Genomic DNA, 25,083 nt, shown 5'->3' on the forward strand with positions numbered 1-25,083 from the left:
TCATGAATATGAATGAAAGAAACATGAAAAATAGGCTCATTCTATCATTGAAGTAATTAGTAATTATTATATACTAGGAAAAAAGGGGGATTTTATGAATAGAACAGAAGCACTGGAACATTTTCGGAGCACCTATATAGAAGTCCTGATCAAAGAATACATAGGTAAGTTGGAAGAATTGTTCAACGATCAGGTTAATGAATTATCAGTGTTATTTATCGACTCATTTCGACGCATATGTCTAAGCGCTAAAGCAATGCAGGAGAGAGGGGAAAAGGGGAAAATCGGATATATTGTCTATTCCATGAGACGTACATATTTGATAGAACAGCGTTATGAATATGTGATTGAAGCCTTTGATACGGACTGGTTTTTTGACCAGCGGACTTGTCAGGATATTTATGACGCAAGTTGGGCATTTGCGTATTGGGGCCAACTGGGAATCATGCTGGAACAACAACGCAAGCGCTATATGAATGTCATTATCTCGCCGGATATTGAACAATCTCTTCTTTATACCGTTGACTTGTTTCATGACTTCATCATCCGATTGGCAGCCTATGCAATTCAGCGAGCCACAGAATTACCGGAATTTTTGGCGCTGGATCGGGAGGATGATTTGGAGATCAGAGTAGGTGAGTACAAGGGGCTCAGCAGACTTTTATTCCAAGGTCAGACAAGTCGTATTACACAAACTGAGGAGCTCATTGATATTTGTTAAAGCTGTTTGGATCGAAGGGGATGAATTATGGAATATTATAGGATTGCTCAAGATGAGCGTATTGTTAATTATGCATATCCGTTGAATATTACTCGAAGGGAGTTAGTAAATCAAATTACAGCTGCCAAAAAAGATGAAGGTGCTGCGCTTCAATTTTACGTTGAACAATCATATTATTTGGATTGGCTTGACGATCCACATTACATGGCATCCGATAAATTTAAGCAAATATGTGAAAAATATCAGGCGGATCTGGTATGGAAGCCAGCCGTTCTAGCCAACCCCCAGGCAATGTGTCAGAAATTATACTGGGTTTTAATAGCTGATGAAGTGGATTGCTTGTCTACCAGCAGTGAGTGGAACAAAGATGGAACTTTGAAAAGGATGGTATTGGATGAGCAAAAGATTGGTACACGTAAAATATGTAAATTACAAAGTTCCCTTAGGCATGAAGTCATCGTTGATTTGGATGTGGCTGAAAGCATTTTGAAATTTAATTTGACGGGCATCCGATTATACAAGATTGATACCCAAGCCTCTTACGCATATGCAAAATAGCAGCAAGATACAACATAAGGAGATGTTCATTATATGAGTGATCGTTACATCGTAGACGGTGCCGTTGTTCATTGTAGTTACGGAAGCCAATCTGGAGTATTTAGAGCCGCAGCAGATCGTAACATTCAAATCAACCATAAAGCACAAGGAAATATATTGGATTTTCAGCCACATACGAATATTCCTTCCTTTGGTTTGTGTAGTAGCTTGTCCAATCCGCAAGTAGTTTCAGCTAACAAAGGGAATGACGGTGATTTGATCCCACAGCCTTGCCGTCCTTCCATTTCCATGCCATGGATGAATGGAAAAAGTAACGTACATGTAGGACAAGCTCAGGCTCTTATGAGCTGCTCTACGAACATGTGTATGTGGTGTGGAAACATTTCTTTTACCACGGACGGACAGGAATAGTATTTTTGAATGGAGGAAGCGAAGATGGGACTGCTGGCAGGAACGGTGCTAACCTTTGGAAATATTAGAGTGAAGGCTCCCTATAATATTGTCAAACTGTTGGATTTTAGGATGGAACAAAAAGTGAATGATCACGGAAAGATCAGTTTAACGGCAATCATACCCGATGAGGACCAGGATGCATATAACGGGCTTGAGTATGGGGATGATCCTATTGAGGTATATGAGAGTGATGGGGATCAAGTTTTAGCCTGCTTATTCAAAGGGATAGTGACCCATTTGCAAGTGTATTTTCGAAACGGTATCTATTCCATGAATATTCAAGCGTTATCCTATACTTATCTCCTAGACAAGCAAATAATAAACCGTTCTTTTCAAAAGCTCAATATAACTTTTTATAAGCTTTTCCGTGACATAATTGACTCTTATCCCCCCGGAGATTTTATTGATTTGGTGGATGCCGATCAAGCCCTGGGGGAATTTACAGTACAATATGAGGAGAGTGATTGGGCGTTCTTGCGTCGAATGGCATCTCGTCTCCAAACGGGATTAATCGCCGAGGTAACGTCAGAAGCTCCGCGATTCTGGTTGGGAACTTCAAAGGATCAGGTAATGGGAGAACTCGGGAGTATCAATTATTCGATCCAGAGGACAAAAAAGGGAACAAAGTATACATATGTTGAAATAGAGGACACAAAACGCTTTAGTGTAGGTGATGTAGTTATTTTCCAGCATAAGCATTGGGCTATCGATCAGGTAACAGCTCAAATGAAGCAAGGCTTGTTGAAATATACTTATAAACTCGTTGTTGAAGGTGGATTGATGAGAGATGTTGTTTATAACGATCATTTCATGGGCCTTTCTATACATGGAAAAGTGATTGATCGGGCGAATGAAATGGTCAGACTGCAATTGGCGATGGATCTTCAGCCTATGAAGGAAGATAGCTGCTGGTTCGCTTATCCAACCATGTACACAGCTGAGGGTATTGGATGGCACTGTATGCCAGAACTAGGGGACATTGTGCAGTTGTACTTTCCATCTAGGCAGGAAAAGGAAGCTTACGTTATCCAGTCTCTGCGACAAAAGAATCATAAAAGTAACGAGATCCACAAGCCCGAGCGCAAGCTGTTTCACACCAAAAACGGTAAGATCGCCAGATTCGATGATAAAGAAACAGCTCTTTCTACCCAGACAGAGAAAATCATGATCCGTTTGAATCCGGCAACGGGTATCCATGTATACAGCCATTATGATATGACCTTTGAGGCAAAAGAAGATTTGGTGCTGCATGGGAAAAAGGTCCAAATCACGGCTACACATGAGTTGGATCTCTCCTGTAAAACCAGTTATATGAGAACAGATGGAGCATTTCATCTTAAAGCGTCCAAGGTGTTGTCCGATCAGGTGCCAGATGCAGAAATTAAGGCCTATAACTCTCTGAAACAAGAGCTGAAAGGCAAAGGATATCCACAATGGGTTCAGGACTTGCTTCTCAAGTACAAGTCACAGTATTACAAAGACTTGGCTGCGGGAGATAAGAAGAAGGGTAATGAGGCAGCAGCCAAAGCAAAACAGATTCGTCAGCAAGTAGCTGAAATTGATGCTATGCCAGCTTGGGCCAGAGCCCAGATGCACGAATACACAGCACAATGGTGGGATGCCCATGCGGCAGGGGATAAAGCCAGACAAAATAAAATCCACAATTTAGCGAATAAATTGAGGGATAACGTGCAGATCAACGAGTTAATACGCGCAAGCACAACGATTTCCTATCTGGATGCAAATCGGTTGGAGGAACTGTCCGGCCAATATTCTGATGTGGCTCATAAGTTGGCGGTGGCGGATAAACAGGCTATTGCCAAGGAAGCAGCCGAGCTGCGGAGCAAGTATGGTGTAGGTAATCTTCAAGCTCGTGAAAATCTGAACAAACTCGCTCGTAAATATCCGGATAGTTTTCCATATAAGCTCTCAAATCAAGGAGATTGGGATTCTGCTTTAAATGCAGCGTTGAGCGATTTTGCTAAGAAATATGGAATTTCTAATAAAGGCTACAGCCGTGATGTTTTGGAAGTATATTTATATCAGGTGGCAAATGGAATTTTACCATGGCCGAAGGTATACAAGAAACCTTCGACCCCAGCTGTATCTGATGCTACGTCAACTAAGACTGTTTCAAAACCAAAGGAGACGTCAGAGCCTAAAATACCAGTGAAAGAACAGCCGAAGCCAACCCCATCAAACAGTTCTGCTGATGAGAAAAGGAAGGCGATTGTGGAATTTGCTAAAAAATTTGAAGGGCGGATTCCTTATTGTATAAATACCATAATTAATACGATGATACTTGACGTGAACGATCCACCCAAATATATGGATTGTTCAGATTTCACTTCATCTGTCTACTTAACGGTGTTGAATGAACATATAGGAGGGAATACGAGAGCGCAAATAAAGAGTGGGAAAAGAATTTCTCATAAGAGCTTAAGAGCTGGCGGTGATCTTAGTCAGCTTAAAATGGGAGACTTAATTTTATACAACTGGACAGCAAAGGAGGATTCCCCCGATTTACAGCCAGTACATGTTGGAATGTATATTGGTAATGGTCAAGTAATTCATGAGTCAGGAAGTAATCCCCATCCTGCGGATGCGCATATAGAAGATAAAAGGCACAATGTAAGGATTAATAAACTATCTTCAAATTGGATGAACCATAAACCGATGTATTCCTTTGTAATCTCAGTTAGGAGAATTATTCAGGATTAATAAAGATTTTAAGATTTAAGGATATAGCGACGAATGGTGTGTGAAAAATGAGATTTATAAAAATGATACCGATTTTTGTATTAATGTTGTTTATATTCACATTTAACACCAACAAGGTGTATATGTTAGCGTCTTCGCAGCATCCGATAACTGTATCTAGCCAGGATATAACGACAGAACAAAATGTTGTGAAAAAAAGTGTAAAAGCGGAAAATTGGCTTTTAAACGGTGAAGAGGGTGTAGAAGACCCGGCACAGTTTTTAACCAATCTGGATGATCCTACAGGGGGAAGTTATATACGAATTGAAGATTTGGTAGACGCGATGCAAACCAAAGAAGAAAAAATTAAAAATAGGGGTTCCCATGTTACAGTTAGAAAAATGACAAGTGATGGTAGGCGTATGGCGATAATAAGAGACTTCTCTACCTTGGATCAAGTGGGGAAATTTAAGGTAGAGATTTATGAACTGCAAGCGGAGCAAAAAGAGTTTGAATTTCAAATGCCTGCAAACACTTATTATCCTGCCGTTTCTCCTGATTTAAGGAAGTATGTATATACCCTGGGTGGAAAAGTATTTTTGTATAATGCCACCAGCAAACAAACGACGAAAATCAATTGGGGAACAAATAAAGTCAGTACAAAGTACATTAATGACGGAATGTTTTCTCCGGATGGCAGCCAGTTTTGTTTTGAGGAAGAGGGGAAAAAGGGATTAGTTTTGCTGGATCTTTCCAAGGTTGGCGGAATACAACGCATTCTTACTGGCTCTCAAGCTTCTCTTTTACAGTGGGATCGTAAGGATGAATTAATGTACACCATCCCTAGAAGAGATGGGACATATATTAACGATGTGTATTCGTATAATGTGAGGAACCATAAAAACCTGTGGGTTACCAAAAGTGAAGATCCTTTCATATTTTCTGCTGATCATAAGGAATTGTTACGGGAAAATTATGACTCTCCAGAAGTGTATATTGTTCATATAAGCAATGGGAGGAAAAAGGATGTGACTTCTATTTTTAAAAAACAGGGTAGTTTAACGGTTCCGATCCAATGGCTTCATACAACTACGAATTATATGAAATTTAGTAGTGATAAAGTTAAATTATAGGACACTAAATATCTTAAGCAATAAAATATAAATAAAATTGTTCATAAAAGTGATTGAGGAAGTATAACGTGGAACGAAATATCATGATATCTGAATGTCGGAGGTTCGGTTTTTCTAGCAATTTCTGAAAAGGAGAAGGTATATGAAATGGAAAGAGCCAACGTTTGGTGCAACACCAATGTTAAAAGCTTTGACAACAGCCAATGCGCACAGAAAAGCGCAGGCTTTTGATTTGGCGGCAGAGCAAAAGAAACAAAAGTTGAATTATCCCTCCTGGTCTGAGCCATGGATGCGTAAGTATAAGGAAGACTGGTATATAGCCAAGGCGAATGGCGATGAGGTTGGCATGCGTACAGCGCAAAAGCTTGCAGAGGGTCTCCGGAGTAAATTACGTGAAATGGAGAAGATGCCTAAGGCGGAGCAAGAACAGATGCAAAAGGAAACAGTTTGCTGGATGGAAGGACGTATGAATGGGGATATAAAGAAAATGAATGCAGCAGAAGAAAGAGGGAAAGCCCTTCGTGGTCAAGCAGTGGCTAGTAGAAATGATAGTGAACAAAAGTCTATTGTGGAAGATAATTCTGAAAAGAGAAATGAACCTAGTAATAAAGAGAAGAATAATTCCGATAAATCTCCGGTACTTCAGAGAGATGATGCTATAAAAAAAGCTATAAAAATTACTGCTTCTTTTGAAGGAAGTGGCTATGCCAATATAGCTGGTAATTCTGACGATCAAGGCCTTTCTTTAGGGATTTTACAGTGGAATATAGGGCAAGGTACTCTACAACCCATGTTAATATCGTTTGTGAATAAATATAATAACCAGGCAAAAGAGATATTTGGTCAGAACTACACCTCATTAGCAAAAGCTTTACAAGGTTCTAAACAAGATCAAATGAATTGGGCGAGGTCTATAAATGATAATCATAATAAGATAAAGAAAGTTTGGAAAGAGCAACTGATTGCTATGTGTAATACAAAAGAGTTTCAAGAAATACAGAATAAAGCAATGGATAAGTATATCAAACAAGCTTACTCTTTAGCGAGTACTTTCAATCTTAAAACAGAAAGAGGACTGGCTCTTGCCTTTGATATAGCCGTACAAAATTGGGCATGTACATCATCGAGGACTAAATCGATTAATCAGAAGATAAAAAGTGGAAACCTTAGCGAGCAAGAAGCTTTAAAACTTATAGCCCAAGGAGCAGTTGATAAATCGAGCGAGAAAAATAAGGATGATGTGAAATCAAGAAAATTCACTATTGTTAATGGTATCGGAACTGTGCATGGAAAATCCTATAATCTTCAACGTGACTTCGATCTGACAAATAAATATTTTAAGTGAAAATGGAGATATGAATCGAATGAGATTCTTACATTTATTACTAATTGCACTGTTGTGTATTACACTAGATGGATGTGCTAACTTCCAAGCAAAATCTGATATAGATTCGTCTCGTAATTACGACTTGATCTCAAACGGTTCTTTTCAGCATGAGTTAGGAAAATTAAAAAATAAACTAAGTAACAGTAAAAATGAAGATTTAAAGGGTGATATAAGACAAAGTAATCTGGATCAGTTTACAGCGGGGTTAGTTGCTTTAATGAACACACAGGACAGTATAAAAATAAAGGATGCTGAACTTAGTAACATATTTGATGAAGCGGTTGATTCGTCGACTAAGGCAGTAGTACTTGAAGACAACAAGTATAGTATCAGAGTTGTTAATTTTCAGGCGCCTCTTGATCTAAAGGGTACGTTGGAAAATAAATTTACAATTATTCAGTGGTGGAATGATGAGGGGTATGTACGTGCCCAATTAGTTTTGAGTGAAGATTCAGAGAAGGTTACAGATTTTGTGATTTGTACTTATAGAGATAAGATAGAGCTTTTATTGGGAGGCTACCTTTCTTTATATTCTCCTAGGCCCGTATCTATTTCAACATGGGAATTAGATAATCAGAAATGGACTGAGAAGAAACAACGTTTGACTAATACAATCAGATCTACTGATTTTTGGGACCTGAGTATTGAAGATAATACACTAACTGTAGAAAACCAACCGCATATGGAAATGAATATAGAGATTTTAGAGAATACGAATGGATTTTTGATTACAAGTGATAATGATGCCAGTGTAATTATTCAATTTTCTGAAAAAGGAGTTGAAATATACGAAGATATGAAATCATCTAATGTTGATGGGAAAGTACAGCAAAAAATAGACTACAATCAATATGCCATTGACAAAGGCCAATCTTTTAATACCAGCCTGAATGGGTGGGGAGAAGTAAAGTTTGTATCCGCTACAAGGGGAGCCAACGGGTTAAGTCAGGCGAGTTTTTTTCTATTAGATAATGAAGATAATATTTTATATACTTTCCCTGAATTTAGTGGAAATAACAACGGCATGTTGGAGGTAGTAAAGGCTATTTCTTTCAAAGATGTGAATCACGATGGATACTCCGATATTATGGTCATTGGAGAATACATTACAGGGGCCGGTCCCCAGGGGGAAGTTCCATTTCCTATAGCAGGCATATATTTTCAGAAGAAAAACAAAACCTTTACTACACTCCCTGCACTGGATCAGGACATCAACGATAAAGGACATAATGAAACCATTAAAGATGTCATCCAATACGTAAGCAAACAACGGATAAACATAAACTAACTGACAAAAAGGAGTAGAAGCATGGGATATCCAATCATAAAGTATAACGGAACGGTTTTATCTCTTAAAAACACGAAAGTTAAAGTTGTGCAGAAAATGAATGAGCATGTAAAAGTCTTTTTGACAGGCGTGTTAACTGGTACTCAAATGGAAGAGTATACGGATCATATGGAAGTAGGAACTAAATTAGTGGTTTCTTACCTGAATGATGATCAGAAACAGATTGTATTGTTCAGAGGATTAGTCACGCAACTCAGAATCAAGTTGGTGTCCAATGTAGCACACTTGGTTGCTGAAGCTACATCCTATACAAGCCAACTGGACGAAGCACTACATAGACAATCTTTTCAAAATGTAAAAATGAAGGTACAGGCATTGCTTGATCATGTACTCAAATCCTATCCTAAAGCCAATTGTACAAGTCGCTTAAAAGATCAGCTTTTACAGGAGTTTACGATGCAATTTGATGAAACGGACTGGTCGTTTTTGAAACGGATAGCTTCCCGGTTCGGTTGGGGGCTTATACCTGACCCAGTTGGAGAAAAGCCCCAGTTTTATTTTGGATTGCCTGATGCTACGAGCAAAGACGAATTAAAGCAGTATAACTATTCGATGACTCGAAAAACGAAGCCAGGGGCAAGCAAAGACGACAATCTTTTGTATTACAAAGTGCAAACGACGGGGGCAAAAGATATCCTACTAAATATTGGGGATGAAATTAAGTTTAAAGGGGAAGTTTTACACGTCTTGCAGTCTGTTGCATTTATACGACATAGTGCTTTGTGGCATGAATATGTGCTAACTACATCTGATGGAATGAAGCAGGAATTGATCCTAAACGAGAAGATTTGTGGCATGTCATTGAAGTCGAAGGTGATTGGAATTGAAGAAGATCATGTGAAAGTGTTTTTTTATGAAATGGACAAGGTCAAACCGAATGTGAAGGAAACCTGTTCTTTTCCACATGCTACATTTTATACATCGGAAGGGAACACAGGATGGTACTGTATGCCGGAGCTTTTTGATTTTGTAGACATATACTTCCCGACCAAGAAGGAAAAAGACGCTATTGTAACTCATTCGATCCGGAAGAGATCCAAAGGTGGTGACTTCATTAGCGACCCGTCAACGAAGATATTCATGACCAAGTACCGTAAAGCTATTATTTTTGAGAAAAATGAAATTTTAATCACAGGGAACGACGATGAAGTGGTAATTCGACTGCTGGACGACCATGGAATTGAGTTGCGAAGCAAAAAGGATATCCGTGTAAAGGCAGATGGGAATTTAATGCTGAATGCAGGTAAAACCGTGCAGATTACTGCTAAGGATGCAATCGGGCTAAAATGTAAGACAAGTATGCTAGAAATGGACGGTAACCTCAAAATAAGAGGGGCCAAGGTAAATATGCAATAAAGGAGTTAAACCGTATGGGAAAGGTGACGACAGGAGCTAGGGTTAATGAACAGCCTCAGAGTAAGCAGGACATGATTCAGGAATGGAAGCGGAAGATAAGCAAAGGTGAGTACCCCTTCATTCATGTTGCTAGCCTATCGAAAATAAGCGATTAGTAGTTAAAATAAGAAAAGTCAAAGTAATGTGACTTTCTTTATTTGCGGAGGTTGGGGATTTTACAGTGGTTATATTATATTGAATCAGGCAATCTTGAGGGTTATGAAATTATTCTCGTTTAATGCTTGAAGCATAAGACTGTCTGCCACGGCGAATAAACCCAATGGAAAGATATAAAAATCGCCACACTTTAATTTCTTGAGAAGGTGGGATTTTTACTGGTGAACATTTTGTTATGCTATAGAAAAGATGAAACCAAGGGAAATGGCTAGGTTCAGTTTGAGAAAACGCCACCATTTAGGCTTTTTGAGGTGGTCACTGCAAAGTCTTTTCGATTGCAACCCTTAGATTTCATCGGATAAAGCAAGTGTTTATTCCAATGTCTACTGATCACGGCCATTATTACATCATAAGCACTATCAGGCGTTGAAAACTTTATTGAAGACATTGCGACCAAAATACGATTGCTTTTTTTGATCGAATCTCTTATGAGAAGTTTGGAGACAAGTCTGTTGTTCCGGAAGATGTCATTCGCTGGATTGAGCAGCATTTATATTCTAAACGGAGTGGAGATACGTCACATGATTTAATTCAGGAGGTAGTAACCATGAAATGGGATGCTAAACTATTTGTATACAGTAGCCCGTCCTGGAAGCTAGTTGCTGTATAAGGAAGAAGGGTGTTTCTGGAGCAATCCAGGAGCACCCTTTTTTCATAAGCTGGTTGAAACCCTAAAGGCTGATTAAAAACAACCTGGGTATCTGTAGCAAGGAGTATGGCTTTCAGATTGGAGAGCAAGAGAGCTCTGGCAGAGCAGGAAAGCTGGCTCTAAAGAGGCAAGCACTTCCGCATTAGAGCCACTAGGCACCGCAGGTCCGCTACTCACGCCGGGTGAGAGTGCTCCGGCCAAGGTGCTCTACGTTCCTGTCGTCATTATCGGTATAATAACAGGGTCAACAGAACTTTATTCAATATAGAGTGATTCAAGAGTTTCTAAACAAAGGCTATGAAATTGTTTTTGATGACGATGACTCAGGTAAAGCCGCAGATGTTATCTGTATCTTAGAAGAAACCGATAAAATAAAGGTAGTACTTATTCATTGTTGATATTTTTATGTCTTCAATAAAAGCCGAAAGGAAGTAATTTAGTGCAACTTTTATATTTATGGACTGAAAATTATAATAACATATTCCTCTCAGAAGAATTTAACTTCGGTGGTCCGTATCGTATGGATTATGAATCTGGCAAGCTAGTTATTAAAAATTCTCCATTCTATATCAATGATTTTTTCTATGCGTCTCGGGTGGGGGATAAAATGAATTCAAACATCAATAATATCACAGCTATTATTGGTGAAAATGGTACTGGGAAGTCTAGTTTAATTGAATATTTAATGTTACTTCTGGATAATAAATCAGATTCTAGTATGTTAAATTCACGATATATTATGGTTTTTTATACTATGAAAAAAAATAAGACGGTATCTCTTCAAATTTATCACTCACTTGAAAACGATCCTAAAGTTGAATTTCCTAAACATGTAAATATTGAAGTTAATAGTTTAAGATTAAGAAATAAAATCCCCATTATTCCGAAAGTATATTTTTCGAATATCTTTGATTCAAAAGTTATGCCGAATTCATACGAAACAATAAATGTATCTACGAATAAAATTTTGGAAAATTGCTTTGAAAACGAGCAAGACCGTGAGCCTAGTATAGAGGACTATCATTTTTTCGAGACTGAGCAACAAATACGCTTTATTAAAAACCAGCGTGACGTTTCTAGGGATGTAATTCAATTCAAATTACCTGAAAAATTGACGGTAGTCTTTTCTTTAGAGGACTACTATCCTATAAGGAGAACTCCGAATGAAAATCGGTTTATTAAATTCATTAACAAGCTAATTGAATTACTATCTCCTATAAGAGATTTCAAAAGAGCATTTACAGTACGCATTCTGGAACACCTATTAGTCGAGAATAGCTTTTATCAACCCAATGCTTTGAACCATTTACCTATACTTGAGGAGGCTGTAAAAGATATCCCTATACCTATCAAGGGTGATGTTGTAAATGTGATAGAATCACTCAAAACACTCGAAAACAGTTTAAAATTGAATGTTCAGCAGAACAGTTCATTTTTGAGAGTTTTGCAAGGTAATATTCGTTTGATAGAGTGTACTGTAGAATTGGGTGTTCGTAATACCGTGTTTAACGATACTGATAGCAGTTTTGAACTCCCATTAGAAAGTGAATTGTTGTCTGATATACTTAGTTCTTACTATGAGTCGATCAGGTCTGACCATTATCTAAAATTTAAATGGAGAAGCCTCAGTTCTGGTGAGTTAGCTTTACTAAGTTTATTCTCGAGATTGTACAGCACTAGAGATTTTATCAACTCAAAAAGAAATAATAATGTAATATTATTTATTGATGAGGGGGAAATTTATTTTCACCCCCAATGGCAAAAACAGTTGATTAGTTATTTGGTAGAGTTTGTACCGAGCTTTTATAGAAATAAAAATATCCAAATTATAATGACTTCGAATTCGCCATTTATAGCATCAGACTTACCTAAAACAAATGTGATCTTCTTAAAAAAAGCAGATGATCGAAGTATTAGTTTAAGTGAGTTAGAAGATCAACACCAGACTTTTGCTGCCAATATAAACACGCTTTTGTCGCATTCATTTTTCATGCAAGAAGGTTTGATGGGGAAGTTCGCTAAAGATAAGATTAATCAAGTAATTGATATATTAGTCAATAAAAATGCATCGGAAATTATTCGTCGGCGAAATGAAATTGAAGCATTAATCTCAATCATTGGAGAACCCTTGATAAGAAATAAATTGACCCAGTTACTACAAGAAAAACTTATTATAAACGGAATGTCTCTTGAGGAACGAATGGCTTGGTTGGAAGCACAAATAAACGAGCTAAGAGGAAAGCAATAATGATAAGAATAAGGAATCCTCAATTAGAAGAGTGGGCTAGTTCTCTACATGATGACTTTTTTGTTAAAGAAGGTTATAAAGATATTCTTGAAAACTACATGGAAGGAGACCATTGGAATAAAACACAAAAGGATTTGTTAAAATACCTATACTTAAAGAGTAGAGAAATAATTTCAGGTCGTCCTTCACAACTAGCTGAAACCATCAAATATATAAGCAAAAACTTTCCTAAAGAGCATTTGTATAATATTCAAATGAATCAAAAAATAAAAGATTGCCAATTTAAAAATGCATTAAAGCATGTGTTTAACTATGATAACTTTATCAAACAATATGATATTTCAAAATGGGGAGCATACACTCTAACTGAAAGATTAAAGGTGGCAGTATGTCCGTATTGTAATCGCCAATTCACTACAACTTATCAATCGAGTGATGGAAGAACACGCCCACAATTGGATCATTTTTTTGACAAGGCTACATATCCTTATTTGGCCGTTTCGTTCTTTAATTTAATTCCCTCTTGTTATGTCTGTAATGCTAACCTAAAAGGAACAAAGGCCTTTACTTTAGATACGCATCTTCATCCGTACGAGGATGGATTTGAGCAATACAGAACATTTACTATTAAATTTGATGAGGGAATTGATATTGACTATGTAGGTATCTTTGAAGGGAATGTAAAAGGGTTTTCAATAGGGTTTAAGGACAACCCTATAATTGATAAGGAAGATCCGATTTGGATGAAAATAGATAATAATTGTAAGACATTCAAATTAGTTGAGCTTTACAATGCTCACAAGGATTATGCTTCGGACTTATTAATTAAGTCAAAAATTTATAATGATGATCAGATAAAGAATTTGCTTGTTTCATTTCCTGATTTGTTTCAGAATGAATCAGAGGTGGCAAGATTAGTACTTGGAACATTTCCTGGTTCTGAATTAGAGTCGAGTGATCGAGTTCTGTCGAAATTCACGCAGGATATATTAATGGAACTGAAGACATTAGCTAAATATTAAACGGATCAAAATTTTAAAGCTAACTTTAATATCTAATTGCTTTATTGAGTAAAATAAGAAGTAAGGGAAAGGTAGAATTCCTCCTAAAGCTTCTTTATTTTGTGAATACACAGTTGGAGGGGCTCGTGATATTTGAAATCACAGATGATAATGATGAAAAAATTGATGATTGGAACTCTTGTAAACCTGTTGATGTAGCTGGTGCTAATTTCGCATATACATTTATACCAACTGGAATCGTTCTCGTGGTGGAAGTGAAGTGCGATGTATTGAAAGAGTGTTGAGTTTATCTGATGAATTTTAGTGAACTAAATCCACACCAATAAAGAGCCATCGAACCATGTTTCAATCAGGAACTCAGTTTGTGTAATTTATTCAAGGATTCGTATCATATTGGTTAAGGAAAATTGAAAAAAGTAAGGAAGGGGCAGGAAAAATCCTGCCCCTTTGAATTATGAATTTATTAAATTTTAAAACCATTAGTTGCGATGACTTGTTTATACCAATGGAAACTAAGAATCAGCATCTATAAATACTGCTTAATCAGATGATACAAAATGCACGGGAAAACGTTGAATGCTGCTATTTTTAGATCACAAAAAAAAGCATTGTTCGATCTAGCCTAGATGCAAAAGCGAGAGGAGTGACTGTTCTCATTATTACGGATGAAGATCAGTCAGAGGGAAAAGGTCAGAAGGCTGCGCTCGAAAAGTTTAAAAATGTGGGCATACCCCATCAAAATAAATCATCATTCAGGTTATATGCACCTGAAAGTAACGAATGCGGACCAGAAGACTAAATGCACCGGTTATTCTGCTTCAGCAGTAAGAAGTGATAAGGTCCTTGTAGTGATATCTGATGAGACCATGGCGAACGTTTTCGAAGACATGTGGGAAGACGATAAAAAGTTTTTGTTCATTAACTAATTAATTAATTGTATAATGATGATGAACGATAAATCTCACCTTGGCGGGCTGTGATCTTTTTTAGAAGAGTATAGGGGCACTCTTTTGAAACAACCATGACAACAATATACTTGTTAGCATGATTATCCTTCATCCAACGTAGCCACGTTCGGCGCTCAGTTCGATAAACCCTTCTTCTGTCATTGTATATGTGTTCATTTTTCGATAGATCGATAGGTGAATTTAGATAGGGGATACGTAGTCTACACTTGGATACGTACCTAGCTTCAACAGCACAAAATTCATGCATTCATGTTAGTTTACACAATACAAGTCACTTACTTAATGTTAGTACTGAGACCTTTTTATACCGGGTTTCCTGTCCCCCGCGCCCCCAAACCCATATCTGCAACTTGATCCGAATTTAGTTGTAGATTTGCTGGCTTCGACTGGGTACGGATACAGCAAAAAATAAGTACGCATATAGTAGAAGATTTGAAGTTCTGCAACTAAGGTAGGAGTCAAGATACGTGGGTGCATGCTATGGAAAAAGGGAACAAGAAAATAGAAAAAGTGGGGGTTTCGTTATTAACAAACCTGCTAACAAGTATATTGTTGTCATGTATAATATGATATAATGTAGGTATAAAAGTGACGTTAGTACTGAGTTAGAAGAATCGGATTCTTGCGGTCCACTGTTTTTTGTTTTCATGGACCATAATAAGCCGTAATTATGGAAGGAGATTTATATGCCAAGAAATGAATACCCCTTATCTAAGCAGATCTCGTTACATAACATCGTCAGGGTTCAGCAAGTCATTGATTTTTTCGTGCTGTCAGAGCTTCAACGAGGACGTTTGTATGGGAGTGAATTGGAGCAGCAAATCATTGTTGCTTTAGGGAAGCAGTCTCCTACAAACGTTGGCGTCAATAATGGTTATCTGTCAGCTCGCCTGAAAAAGTTAGCTGAAGAAGGTCATGTAACCCGGGCCTGGGATGGAGATAACCGGTACAACCGATACTATTCCATCACACCCCGAGGTCATGATTATTTTAAGCAGCTGCTAAAGGAGTTGCCAGATCAAGTTGACTTGGCCATCAATACCTATACCAATTTCAAGCATTACATAGATAGGTTTGGACACATTCCTTTGAATTGATGATATCTCGATGAAGGAAGGTTATATTCTTGGACTACGCTAAGGTTATTGCTTCGCTTAAGAAACGCTTTCCATCTGGAACAGTGGTGAACCAAAATCGTCACTATATTCCGAACCAAGTTTATACGGACCGACTTGAAATGGCCACCGGCAGTGAATGGTCTTACGAGCTTCGTGAGCTAGAGATCAACCCTGGGGCTGGGTACATCAAAGCTATTGTCCGGATCTATATTGCAGACTACTTTCGTGATGGATATGGTGTAGATACACTGACAGACAGTAGCAAAATACCAACTATAACAGATCAGGTTATTAACCAGGCATTCGTTAATGCGTTGGATTCTTGGCAAATGGGTTGGGCCGATCTGGCTCCACACCGAAAATGGGGAGAGAATCCAGCTCTTGCCCATCTAAAAGACGACAATGTTCCACCGGCAGAGGGAGTACCAACACAAAGTAAGGCCGTTGTAAATAAAGTCTGTGCTATTTGTAGCAAGCAACTGGGACCGAATGAAGTGGCTCTGCTTAAGGCGATACCTGGTTTTAATCTTAGTAAGTTGGCGTATTGTTTTGAACATATACCAGGTCACTTTAAAAAGAAATTACCTCCGGAGATTTTGCAGGGTTATATCGATAATTCGTCGATTAACTAGGCTTTAGCTTAAAGTATTTTATATGAGATCCTAAATAAACTTATAGGCGTAAGAAGAGTAATTAAAGTCATAGTTTACACCAGAGAAATATCGCATCATATATTCAGTAATGAAAGGAGAATTTATGTATCGACTTTTTGGTCCCGAAGCATATGGGAGATATATAGTTAAACCTATATTATTATCTTTGTTTTTATTTTTTTTGTCATTTTTTCTTATGGGGCTTAAATTTAAATTTATTTTCGCTGCTTATATGCTAGGATCGATTCCCAGCGGATACCATCTTATTAATAGATTTTTATACAAATGGTTTTATAGAGAAAAGAGTTTAGAATGGAGAATCGCCGTTGCAATGAGAGGCGGTTCGGTTATAGATTTGTTCTTTTTCTTACTAAAAGTTGCAATAAAGATACCAATCTCATTCTTCATTGGTATATTCTCATTTCCTTATATTTGTTATGAGCTGATTAAAGAAATAAGAAATTAGGGTAGTTAGCTTACTAGATAGCCCAGTAGATGCAATCTCCAAACGTAGGAAATATGAGTTGATCTATATAGAGCAGCTTAGTATGAAATCAATAAGTGCCTTAGTTGCAGATTAACTATCTGTAGTTTGGAACTATTCCCTTGTGATAGACAGTGAAAAAAAAGTTCATGTTACAATGAATTTAACACTGTAGATCGAGGGATTTTCTTATGCAAAAGAAAGCACACCCCTTACCCGATATAGCCTGTCATTCTTTCTAAACGATCGAGATACTGTAATTGAATCCCACTGGCAAATAGATGCAGAAGAAAATGATTAAGGCAGGATAAGTTGAACGGTTAAAGCAATCGTGTGATGATTGTATTCTACGAACCGTAAATCAAGGGGATGATTTTATGGGAAGACAACTGAAAAGAGCTTTCAAAAGTCGTGCTCCAAAACAGCAGCGGTTTCATGCTTCACGTGTTGCACTTAATGTTCGAAGAGTAAGACATACGCTTGGCGGCGTAATGATTGTTCCACCCCCACCTGGATCGGAGCGCTTGATTGATCGGGAGATGAAAAAGATACGGGCCGTATATATTAAGGAAATGGGTCAGGCTGGTTGTGACAATCACGTCAAAAAAGTAAATGAAGAGTTCAAAAACTTGCTGGGCAGAAGAGGTGTCCGCATGTAGAGGACTGCTTATTTTGGAGATGCTGGGGATCTAATGATAAAAATTAGAGGGGAAGATCACAAAATATGATTCTAAAAGATTTATTTTTTCTTCTACTTAAAAAAACAAAGAAAATAGAAATTGGACATGAAAAAAATGAGCTTTTCCAGGATATAATGCTATTTGTAGATCGTATCAAAATTGAGTATTCCTTGGGGGAATTTGTAAGCGTACAACTTAATGACGAACTTCCCATTAACGAAGGAATTGCAAAGTTTGAGGATAATATATGTTATGTCCAAATAGGAGCAAGAGGATGTAGAGAAAGGAATGAGCTTTCTGAAGGTGAATGGGCAACAGTAAAAAATACAATTGTTCATGAGCTAACACATGCCAAGAATAAGGCTGATTTAACACAAGATACACGAAAAAGGTTAGAGGATAATATGTACTCGCTGGCCTATTTTGCAATGCAGCTGATAGATGAATTTAGCGCATATAAAGCTGCGGATACTAGATTTATTCAGATTAAAATTGGTTCTGAAGAGACCATTTTGCAAAAAGCAATAAAACAAGTATGGTTTGATGAAGGTTTTCTACAAACTAGCAAATATAATAATACAAAGCGATACGAGCATTTTTATGATATTTGCACTGCAATTATTGTACATAGCATCAGAAATAAAGAATTCCCTTCTATACCTGAGATAGACAAGGGATATAATGATATGTGTATAAGAATGATAGATATTCTTAGGGAATACGAATCTAAGATGCCTTTAGACTTTAAAGATTATGAAAAATCTGGGAATGAATTGTGGGATGCGTTAACAATAATGGTGCCCGATAGTCTAATAAGGAACTTTAAAATAAATGTAGGGATTAGATTTTAGAAATGCCTCTTAGTTATTATCGTGTCTTTGAAAAGCGTATTATTTTCTATGGAGTTCGGATTTATAATCTAAGTGGCTTACAGTTGGGGATGAGATGTAAAAGGGAATGAATAAAGAGCCCATATCCTTATTAAAAGATGTTGGCTCTTATCAATGAAGTTATTTTTTTGCTATTCCGATTTCAAATGATCGTCCATAAGTTTATTAAAATCAAAATTACCATGTTTTTTAGTCATTTTTTCTATAGCTTTAAAGGCTGTGAATGTCATAATAAAATTCATTACACTAAAGAAAAGTATTTCGTATCTAATAATATTCTGAAAATTAAAGGCAAAGGCTAAAAGCAACGACGCCTTAAACATACCAATATAAAACAACTTTTTTTGTTCGCCTTTGGAGACTTTTCCAGCATTATTTAATCTTTCTTCATTAGTCACTACATCATTAAAATATCCAAACCATAGGATCACATGGAATATAAGATCATAAGGGAAAGTTTTTATAAAATAGAATATTGGCTTGATTTCATTAGCTAGTGGAGCTAAAAGTAAAACTCCGTGGCTCGCCAAATATATTATGATATGATCTATTAATAGAACTGAGACAATACCAAATCTAATTTGAGGAAGAAAAATCATCCTGCCGAATGCATCTAGTGGTTTGTATATTTTCATTCCAAATTGAAACCACTTATATGTAGTTACTGTTGCAGCGTTCGGCGCAGGTGGGGCTTTAGGTTTCCATTTAACCTTACCTTTTTGTTTAAATTTCTTACTCATTTCTCCAAACCTTTCATTTGTTGTATTTTATTGTCCTTGGATTAATCATTTAAAGCTTTCGATATCTTCCATAGTATTTCTAATTGGCAAATCAATCTGGAACTAAATCCTTTTTAAAACCTAATCAGTAAGTGACCAATTATTTTAGCTTGTTGATTATCATTAATCCCTCCAATTAATAACTCATCCAAATCATGGAATGTATTAAGCAGAGTACATTGTTTTTTGTTGAAAGTCAATTTATTATTTAACCTCATGAAATTACTTGAGTTTGTTTTGCTAGATGTCGTCTTATCAATTTGTCATAATTGAAAGACAAGTCAGACTGAATACATCAACATATCACACCAGCTGTCGCACTCTACATGAGTACGTGGATTGACGCGACAGCGCACGAAAGGAAACGCGGGAAATCCCTCATTCAATCACAAGTCGTACTCTACTTGAGTGTTTGATTGGAGCCCACCATCTCCATCCAGACAACTCTACTGGCAATCATATTGCTGGTATAGCTTTTTTATTGTGCAAATGATGTTTTTTCGCATACAATAAGAACAAATGTTCCTTTGGGTGCCGATGATAGTGAAGACCACACAGGCCAGAGTGTAGTAATTATTTACTATGATAGGACCGTCCTTATACACAGCTTAGGATCTCCGTTCTTTGAAATTCGTGATGTACTTATCCGGGCGCCTCGGATGCTTTAGGAAGACAAAAAAGAAACCCGAGGATAATACGAGGAATGGAATCAAGGCAGCATAACAGCAGTAGGAAGCTTAGAAACTACAAGAAACCCCTGATACTTATTCCTGAGTGCAGGATATGTTTCGTTACAACTATAAGGCCTTTAAACATAGGTGAAAGGTTAGTCCTTCATATAACAATTAGGAATTAAGATTATTTTCCACAATTTTGAATAGTGTTATTATGTCATAACAAACTCAAACCTAGAGGTATATTATGACAACGATTAGAGTAACGCCTGAGCAGTTAATTACTCAACGCTATTTCCCTTGTGCCCTACCATTAATCAGTGAGACTATATTTAGCGTATACGTGTGCATACATTTGGAGACGTAGTATAATGGCTTCAACGCAACAACAATTGAAAAGTTTTTAAATTGCTAATTCAAAGATAATTTTCTATGCTAATTTGAGGAGGTGTTTAATATTGATTTTAATAGACAAATGGCTCTACATCATTCGTAATTGTTCCTTTGATAATACCTATAAGATGAGCTGGGCACGAGCGATAACTGAAATAGCCTGTGAAGGTGAATATACGAAAAATAGTTGTGTTGAAATCACTATGGAATCCATAGCTCGCAAGGTAATTCGATACTATTGGGAGCAGACTATTTTTTTTGACCTACAGCAAAGTAGTAACCCTGTGAAACCACCTGTAATTGTCTCTATAGTGAAAGACCTGATTGCGATATATCAGTCTAATACTGGATCTAAAAGGCCGATTAAGTGGTACGCGGCTAATGTAGAAACGATTTGTTCGAACGCCTATCAGAAGGCAGTGAGAGACACTGTAAAAGCACTGAAGCAAGACGTTAGTTTTCGTTTTCTACGTATCAACGGGAAAGAAGTAGAAGGAATTTACAACTACGTTCAAAAGGCTAATTCTATATACATACATTCAGATTGTCTCGCTCAGCTAAAAAAATATAGTTTGATTGTTTTTGACGCAATCAATTACCGCTGGACTCAGATGTTGGAGAATTTTAATCACTCACCTCGCCTTTCTAAAAAAGTCCGAATTATTGACGAAAGAGAAGTAAGGCGGAAACCACTGGGCAAATTCTCCACGTACCTTAGGGTGGAAAATCCAAGTCAACATTGCTTTTTATGCGGTGAAAAAATTGAAAACGAAACACCTGCCATAGATCACGTAATCCCTTGGTCATACCTGTACTCAGATGATTTGTGGAACTTAGTATTTGCTCATCAGTCATGCAATAGTAGTAAGTCCAACCTGATTCCGAGCGAAGAGATGATACAACGACTAGAAGAGAGAAATCAAACCATGCTTAGAAAATTAAAGGAAGCGGAGAAACGCGATAAACATATTTTCGAACTTGAAATGGCTATAGAGCATAAACTAGTACGGAAATTTTGGATATCATGTCAAGGGTAGTTTACACTTTTTTCTGGAAATCCCCCAAAGATTTGAGTTTCTAATTTGCGTGAAAAGTTAATGGCTATTACAAAATTGATGGGTTGTTTTTTCGGCTTATTAAATAGGAGGGATACTTTGAAGTTCTATAATAAACTTGTTCGTGATAGAATCCCTGAAATTATGGAGGAATGCGGGAAAAAGTATGAAATTAGAACATTAGATCAAGAGGATTATATAAAAATGCTACATCAGAAGCTACACGAAGAGTTGAGGGAATTTGATGTAGCAAGTGAGGAAGATCAACTTCTTGAATTAGCTGATATGGTTGAAGTTATTTATGCTCTCGTTGAGAGTAAGGGATGTCGAATCGGTGATTTTGAGTCCCTACGTATTGCAAAAAAAGAAAAGCGTGGGGGTTTCAAAGAAAAACTATTTTTAATTAGTGGTGAAGAGTAAAAGGGTAAGGAGTTTTTGAAACTCCTTACCCGACAATAATTCTAGACTTGACGAAGCTTCTCTTGAAAAAGACAAGTCCATAGTTTTTGCTCTCACAGAGAATCTACTGAGCTAACAGGAGAATTCGGCATATTGAGATACTACTTATTTAGATTTTAGAGAAACACGAGTTGATTTTGCATGATTTATAAGAAGAATAAAAATGATGAAGGCAAAGAAATTCAAAATTATTACTGCATTTTGACTAAGGAATGTAAAACGATCAATGAATTTGATTGTGTGGTGCGACGATAATTTGGATATGGATAATGCTCTGATCAAAAGGAAGTATCCTTCCCTTTTTGTACGAATATAGACCGTTCAGTTTAACAATGGGATCAATCAATATTAATGACCATACTCGATGCGATTGGATATGTTAGACGAGATTTCACCGTTGGATAAAGTCAGTTCTCCATATGTGTTGAGTTCTCTTTCAATATCTGCCGAAAATTTTTATTAGCAAGCTCAAGAGTTCAAATAAAGGTGAGTCATAAGTATAAAACATCTACAAGACCAGGAATGTTCATTGAACATCAAGTTTTAAGACTTAGCTACAGATTAGACCCAAATGAAAATTATCTTACGTTTAGGAATAAAAAGAAAACGGAGAGAAAACATCGATCTATCACCTTTTGTAAGTTATGATTTTCCTCCAACTGGTAATATTTCCTCTGAAATACACGCGTTTCGAATTACTTTATCTCTTCCTTTGATCTACATAGGTCGTACTCTCAAAGAGTCCTTCTATAAGTCACAGTTCAGTCAGCCTTATCAAAAGTTATTACAGCATTTTATTGAATATGCCTGTGTTTCAATAGCACTGAAATATAGAAAGTTTCGTTTTCCACAATTAGTTCTGTACGGGCTACCATATAATTACTTCCTTTCATTGTTATTCCGTTCACCAATTTGGTAAGACGAAGAAATTCTCCAATTTCGGATACGTAAATATCCGTAGTTGAGTTGTCTGGGAATATGCATAGTACTTTAATGGGGCTCATTCCTTTCTATTTGCAATCACTTACATGTTGATAGATGTTTCGTTTTATTCTTAAAGTTAATTTTGTACGTAAGCACTAAGTGGGCTTTTATCATAGCCTGTGGGTTTACTTTTGTAAAAAAAGGGCATCCTTATTATATCAAAATAAAATCCTATAGGATATATTTCACAAAAATAAACCCTATAGTATCTTGGAGTAATTATATGGCTAGTCTATGGTTTGCATAGGGTGATGGCTGTGACTGATTTAATGAAAATGGTGGGGGAAGGAATTCGACACTTCCGAAAACTACGTGGATTGAGCCAAGAGGAACTTGCAAGTAAGGCTGATGTCCACGAAACTTATATTGGTAAGTTGGAGCGTTCTGAAAAAGTTTGTTCCATCGTGGTGCTGGATAAAATCACAAATGCCCTTAACCTGTCTATGGTGGAGTTTTTTAGTTATATTCAGCCTATGAACAGAGAGAAGAGTGAGTCAACACTCACAGAAATTGTGAACAGGCTACGTAGTAGAAATGAAAATGAGCAAAAGAAGATATTAAAAGTCATTGATGCTATTCTGGATGATCAGTTGAATTGAGGGAGAAAATCATAAGACTAATGCAATTGTGATTCCGGCTTTGCGGCTTATATGCTTAAATAGATACTTGAGCTATCAGGCTATCCTCTACGAATATGTTCGTTACTGGGCAGGCACGGAGGGAATTCCGTGCTTGAGACTAGTCCTTAGTCTACATCGCATCTATGGTGTAGCCTACTTACCAGGAACAGCCTTGAAGCGCACAGGAAGCGACTACAACATCTTATTTGTCTCACAAACATGTGCTGGATTTATTCTGTTTCACGATATGCTCTTCCCACTCCAGCAACGCTTTGCAAGGCGCTCAAACAGGATGTACTTACAGCGCATCATCAGGATTAGCTATGAAGTGGATAAGTTTAGCAAAAATAATCCTGCTCGGAGCGCTAAGAGGGAAAGGTATTGACGGGAAGACCAACGCAGGATATGGAAGGTTCTTAGGGGCTGAACGATAGAATCGTGAAGGTGCGAATGTGAAGCTCACATGAAAAACCCCGGGCCCTTCGCACCTCGGAATTTGTCGAAAATCATTTGAATCAATTACCTTCAGGGAAAGTCAATGGTTGATCCAAGCACTTTTGGCATCGTTTTCTGTGATAATGTGTAAAATTGATATCATCAGAGTATGAATTACTCCATTTTCGCAGTCGCACTCCATGTGAGTGCGTGGATTGAAATATCACGATTAAACTCAGCGAACTGTCTAAGAATCTCGTCGCACTCCATGTGAGTGCGTGGATTGAAATATCCAAGATACCTAGTTGTGCTTGGTATTGTTGTGTCGCACTCCATGTGAGTGCGTGGATTGAAATTTATCAACAATTATTTCTCGTGATACTTCTTGGCGTCGCACTCCATGTGAGTGTGTAGATTGAAATACGACTGCTCTCGATGTACGGCTTGGCATCAGGGTCGCACTCCATGGTGAGTGCGTGGATTGAAATTCCATAGGTATCAGCTCAAGTCGGCTTCGAATAGTCGCACTTTATATGAGTACGTGGATTGAAATACTGTATTGATTACTTGTAAGCAGCCTGATCTTAAGTCGCACTCCATATGAGTGCGTGGATTGAAATTTGGCTGTTTCCGACATTGTAGCGTAATTTTCGGCGTCGCACTCAATATGGGTGCGTGGATTGAAATGCAGGGTTAGCATTAGCTTTAAGAAGATTACCAAGTCGCACTCCATGTGAGTGCGTGGAGTAAAATACGCAGTCTCTTCATAGCTACCAAAACATCCTCTATGTCGCATTCGCCCCCTGATAATCTCTTTTTGTGAGATCTACAGGGGGCTGTTTTTATAACAGGACTTATGAAAAATACCGTTATAGCTTGGTATTCAGTACGATTATAAATATAATTTTTCACTTAATTGGAATATAATATTTAATTAAAGTCTATAAAACATTATTAAGAAAATTTATCCTTGTAAAATACATACAATCATAATTATAATTAACATGATCCTTAATGCCTATGTTAATCAGGTTCTTTTTTCCTATTCCATAACATGAGTTGGATTATTTTAGGGCTAATTAAGAAGAAGTAGTACAGAT

General features: G+C 37.2%; 20 protein-coding genes. 19 read left to right on the forward strand and 1 reads right to left on the reverse strand.

What is annotated here, in order from left to right; translation table 11 throughout:
* Positions 1 to 94 precede the first annotated feature (94 nt).
* From NLX82_RS20170 to NLX82_RS20245, 16 genes are all read left to right on the forward strand, one after another.
* A complete protein-coding gene (locus NLX82_RS20170) occupies positions 95 to 721 on the forward strand; it encodes a hypothetical protein (protein ID WP_254348926.1) in 627 nt (208 codons plus the stop codon).
* 27 nt (positions 722 to 748) lie between these two features.
* Complete coding sequence (locus NLX82_RS20175) at positions 749 to 1,279, forward strand: hypothetical protein (RefSeq protein ID WP_254348927.1); 531 nt, start codon at positions 749 to 751, stop codon at positions 1,277 to 1,279.
* A 33-nt stretch (positions 1,280 to 1,312) separates the two neighbouring features.
* On the forward strand, positions 1,313 to 1,690 hold the full coding sequence (locus NLX82_RS20180; RefSeq protein ID WP_254348928.1) for a DUF4280 domain-containing protein: 378 nt from the start codon (positions 1,313 to 1,315) through the stop codon (positions 1,688 to 1,690).
* A 9-nt stretch (positions 1,691 to 1,699) separates the two neighbouring features.
* Entirely contained in the window at positions 1,700 to 4,453 is a 2,754-nt protein-coding gene (locus NLX82_RS20185) for an NlpC/P60 family protein (protein ID WP_483312062.1), read from the forward strand.
* A 47-nt stretch (positions 4,454 to 4,500) separates the two neighbouring features.
* A complete protein-coding gene (locus tag NLX82_RS20190) occupies positions 4,501 to 5,565 on the forward strand; it encodes a TolB-like translocation protein (protein WP_254348929.1) in 1,065 nt (354 codons plus the stop codon).
* A 142-nt stretch (positions 5,566 to 5,707) separates the two neighbouring features.
* Positions 5,708 to 6,910, forward strand: a complete 1,203-nt coding sequence (locus tag NLX82_RS20195) for a hypothetical protein (protein ID WP_254348930.1) — start codon at positions 5,708 to 5,710, stop codon at positions 6,908 to 6,910.
* A 19-nt stretch (positions 6,911 to 6,929) separates the two neighbouring features.
* Complete coding sequence (locus NLX82_RS20200; protein ID WP_254348931.1) at positions 6,930 to 8,240, forward strand: hypothetical protein; 1,311 nt, start codon at positions 6,930 to 6,932, stop codon at positions 8,238 to 8,240.
* Positions 8,241 to 8,261: 21 nt separating this feature from the next.
* On the forward strand, positions 8,262 to 9,656 hold the full coding sequence (locus NLX82_RS20205) for a phage late control D family protein (protein WP_254348932.1): 1,395 nt from the start codon (positions 8,262 to 8,264) through the stop codon (positions 9,654 to 9,656).
* Between the two features lie 1,304 nt (positions 9,657 to 10,960).
* Entirely contained in the window at positions 10,961 to 12,769 is a 1,809-nt protein-coding gene (locus tag NLX82_RS20210) for an AAA family ATPase (RefSeq protein ID WP_254348933.1), read from the forward strand.
* A complete protein-coding gene (locus tag NLX82_RS20215; RefSeq protein ID WP_254348934.1) occupies positions 12,769 to 13,791 on the forward strand; it encodes a hypothetical protein in 1,023 nt (340 codons plus the stop codon). The genes NLX82_RS20210 and NLX82_RS20215 overlap by 1 nt, the downstream gene beginning before the upstream one ends.
* 125 nt (positions 13,792 to 13,916) lie before the next feature.
* The gene (locus tag NLX82_RS20220) at positions 13,917 to 14,075 is read left to right on the forward strand and encodes a hypothetical protein (protein WP_254348935.1); all 159 of its coding nucleotides are present in this window, start codon (positions 13,917 to 13,919) and stop codon (positions 14,073 to 14,075) included.
* 1,370 nt (positions 14,076 to 15,445) lie between these two features.
* Positions 15,446 to 15,856 carry a PadR family transcriptional regulator gene (locus NLX82_RS20225; protein ID WP_044788241.1) on the forward strand — a complete coding sequence of 137 codons (411 nt, stop codon included), beginning with the start codon at positions 15,446 to 15,448 and terminating at the stop codon, positions 15,854 to 15,856.
* Between the two features lie 29 nt (positions 15,857 to 15,885).
* Positions 15,886 to 16,509, forward strand: a complete 624-nt coding sequence (locus NLX82_RS20230) for a hypothetical protein (RefSeq protein ID WP_254348936.1) — start codon at positions 15,886 to 15,888, stop codon at positions 16,507 to 16,509.
* 124 nt (positions 16,510 to 16,633) lie between these two features.
* Positions 16,634 to 16,996 carry a hypothetical protein gene (locus NLX82_RS20235; protein ID WP_254348937.1) on the forward strand — a complete coding sequence of 121 codons (363 nt, stop codon included), beginning with the start codon at positions 16,634 to 16,636 and terminating at the stop codon, positions 16,994 to 16,996.
* A gap of 395 nt (positions 16,997 to 17,391) precedes the next feature.
* Entirely contained in the window at positions 17,392 to 17,673 is a 282-nt protein-coding gene (locus tag NLX82_RS20240; RefSeq protein WP_254348938.1) for a hypothetical protein, read from the forward strand.
* A gap of 65 nt (positions 17,674 to 17,738) precedes the next feature.
* Positions 17,739 to 18,545 carry a hypothetical protein gene (locus NLX82_RS20245; RefSeq protein ID WP_254348939.1) on the forward strand — a complete coding sequence of 269 codons (807 nt, stop codon included), beginning with the start codon at positions 17,739 to 17,741 and terminating at the stop codon, positions 18,543 to 18,545.
* A 170-nt stretch (positions 18,546 to 18,715) separates the two neighbouring features.
* On the opposite strand, the gene NLX82_RS20250 is transcribed toward NLX82_RS20245, so the two are convergent.
* The gene (locus NLX82_RS20250) at positions 18,716 to 19,324 is read right to left on the reverse strand and encodes a hypothetical protein (RefSeq protein ID WP_254348940.1); all 609 of its coding nucleotides are present in this window, start codon (positions 19,322 to 19,324) and stop codon (positions 18,716 to 18,718) included.
* Positions 19,325 to 20,495: 1,171 nt separating this feature from the next.
* On the opposite strand from NLX82_RS20250, the gene NLX82_RS20255 reads away from it, so the two are divergent.
* The 3 genes from NLX82_RS20255 (at position 20,496) to NLX82_RS20265 (ending at position 23,527) form a co-directional block, all read left to right on the forward strand.
* Positions 20,496 to 21,467, forward strand: coding sequence for an HNH endonuclease (locus tag NLX82_RS20255; protein WP_254348941.1), 972 nt, complete (start codon positions 20,496 to 20,498; stop codon positions 21,465 to 21,467).
* 117 nt (positions 21,468 to 21,584) lie between these two features.
* Positions 21,585 to 21,905, forward strand: coding sequence for a nucleoside triphosphate pyrophosphohydrolase (locus tag NLX82_RS20260; protein ID WP_254348942.1), 321 nt, complete (start codon positions 21,585 to 21,587; stop codon positions 21,903 to 21,905).
* A 1,280-nt stretch (positions 21,906 to 23,185) separates the two neighbouring features.
* Positions 23,186 to 23,527, forward strand: a complete 342-nt coding sequence (locus NLX82_RS20265; protein WP_254348943.1) for a helix-turn-helix domain-containing protein — start codon at positions 23,186 to 23,188, stop codon at positions 23,525 to 23,527.
* The last annotated feature ends 1,556 nt before the right edge of the window (positions 23,528 to 25,083 follow it).

The organism is Paenibacillus sp. A3M_27_13, from assembly GCF_024213315.1.
In the GTDB taxonomy this organism is placed as follows: Bacteria; Bacillota; Bacilli; order Paenibacillales; family Paenibacillaceae; genus Paenibacillus; species Paenibacillus polymyxa_B.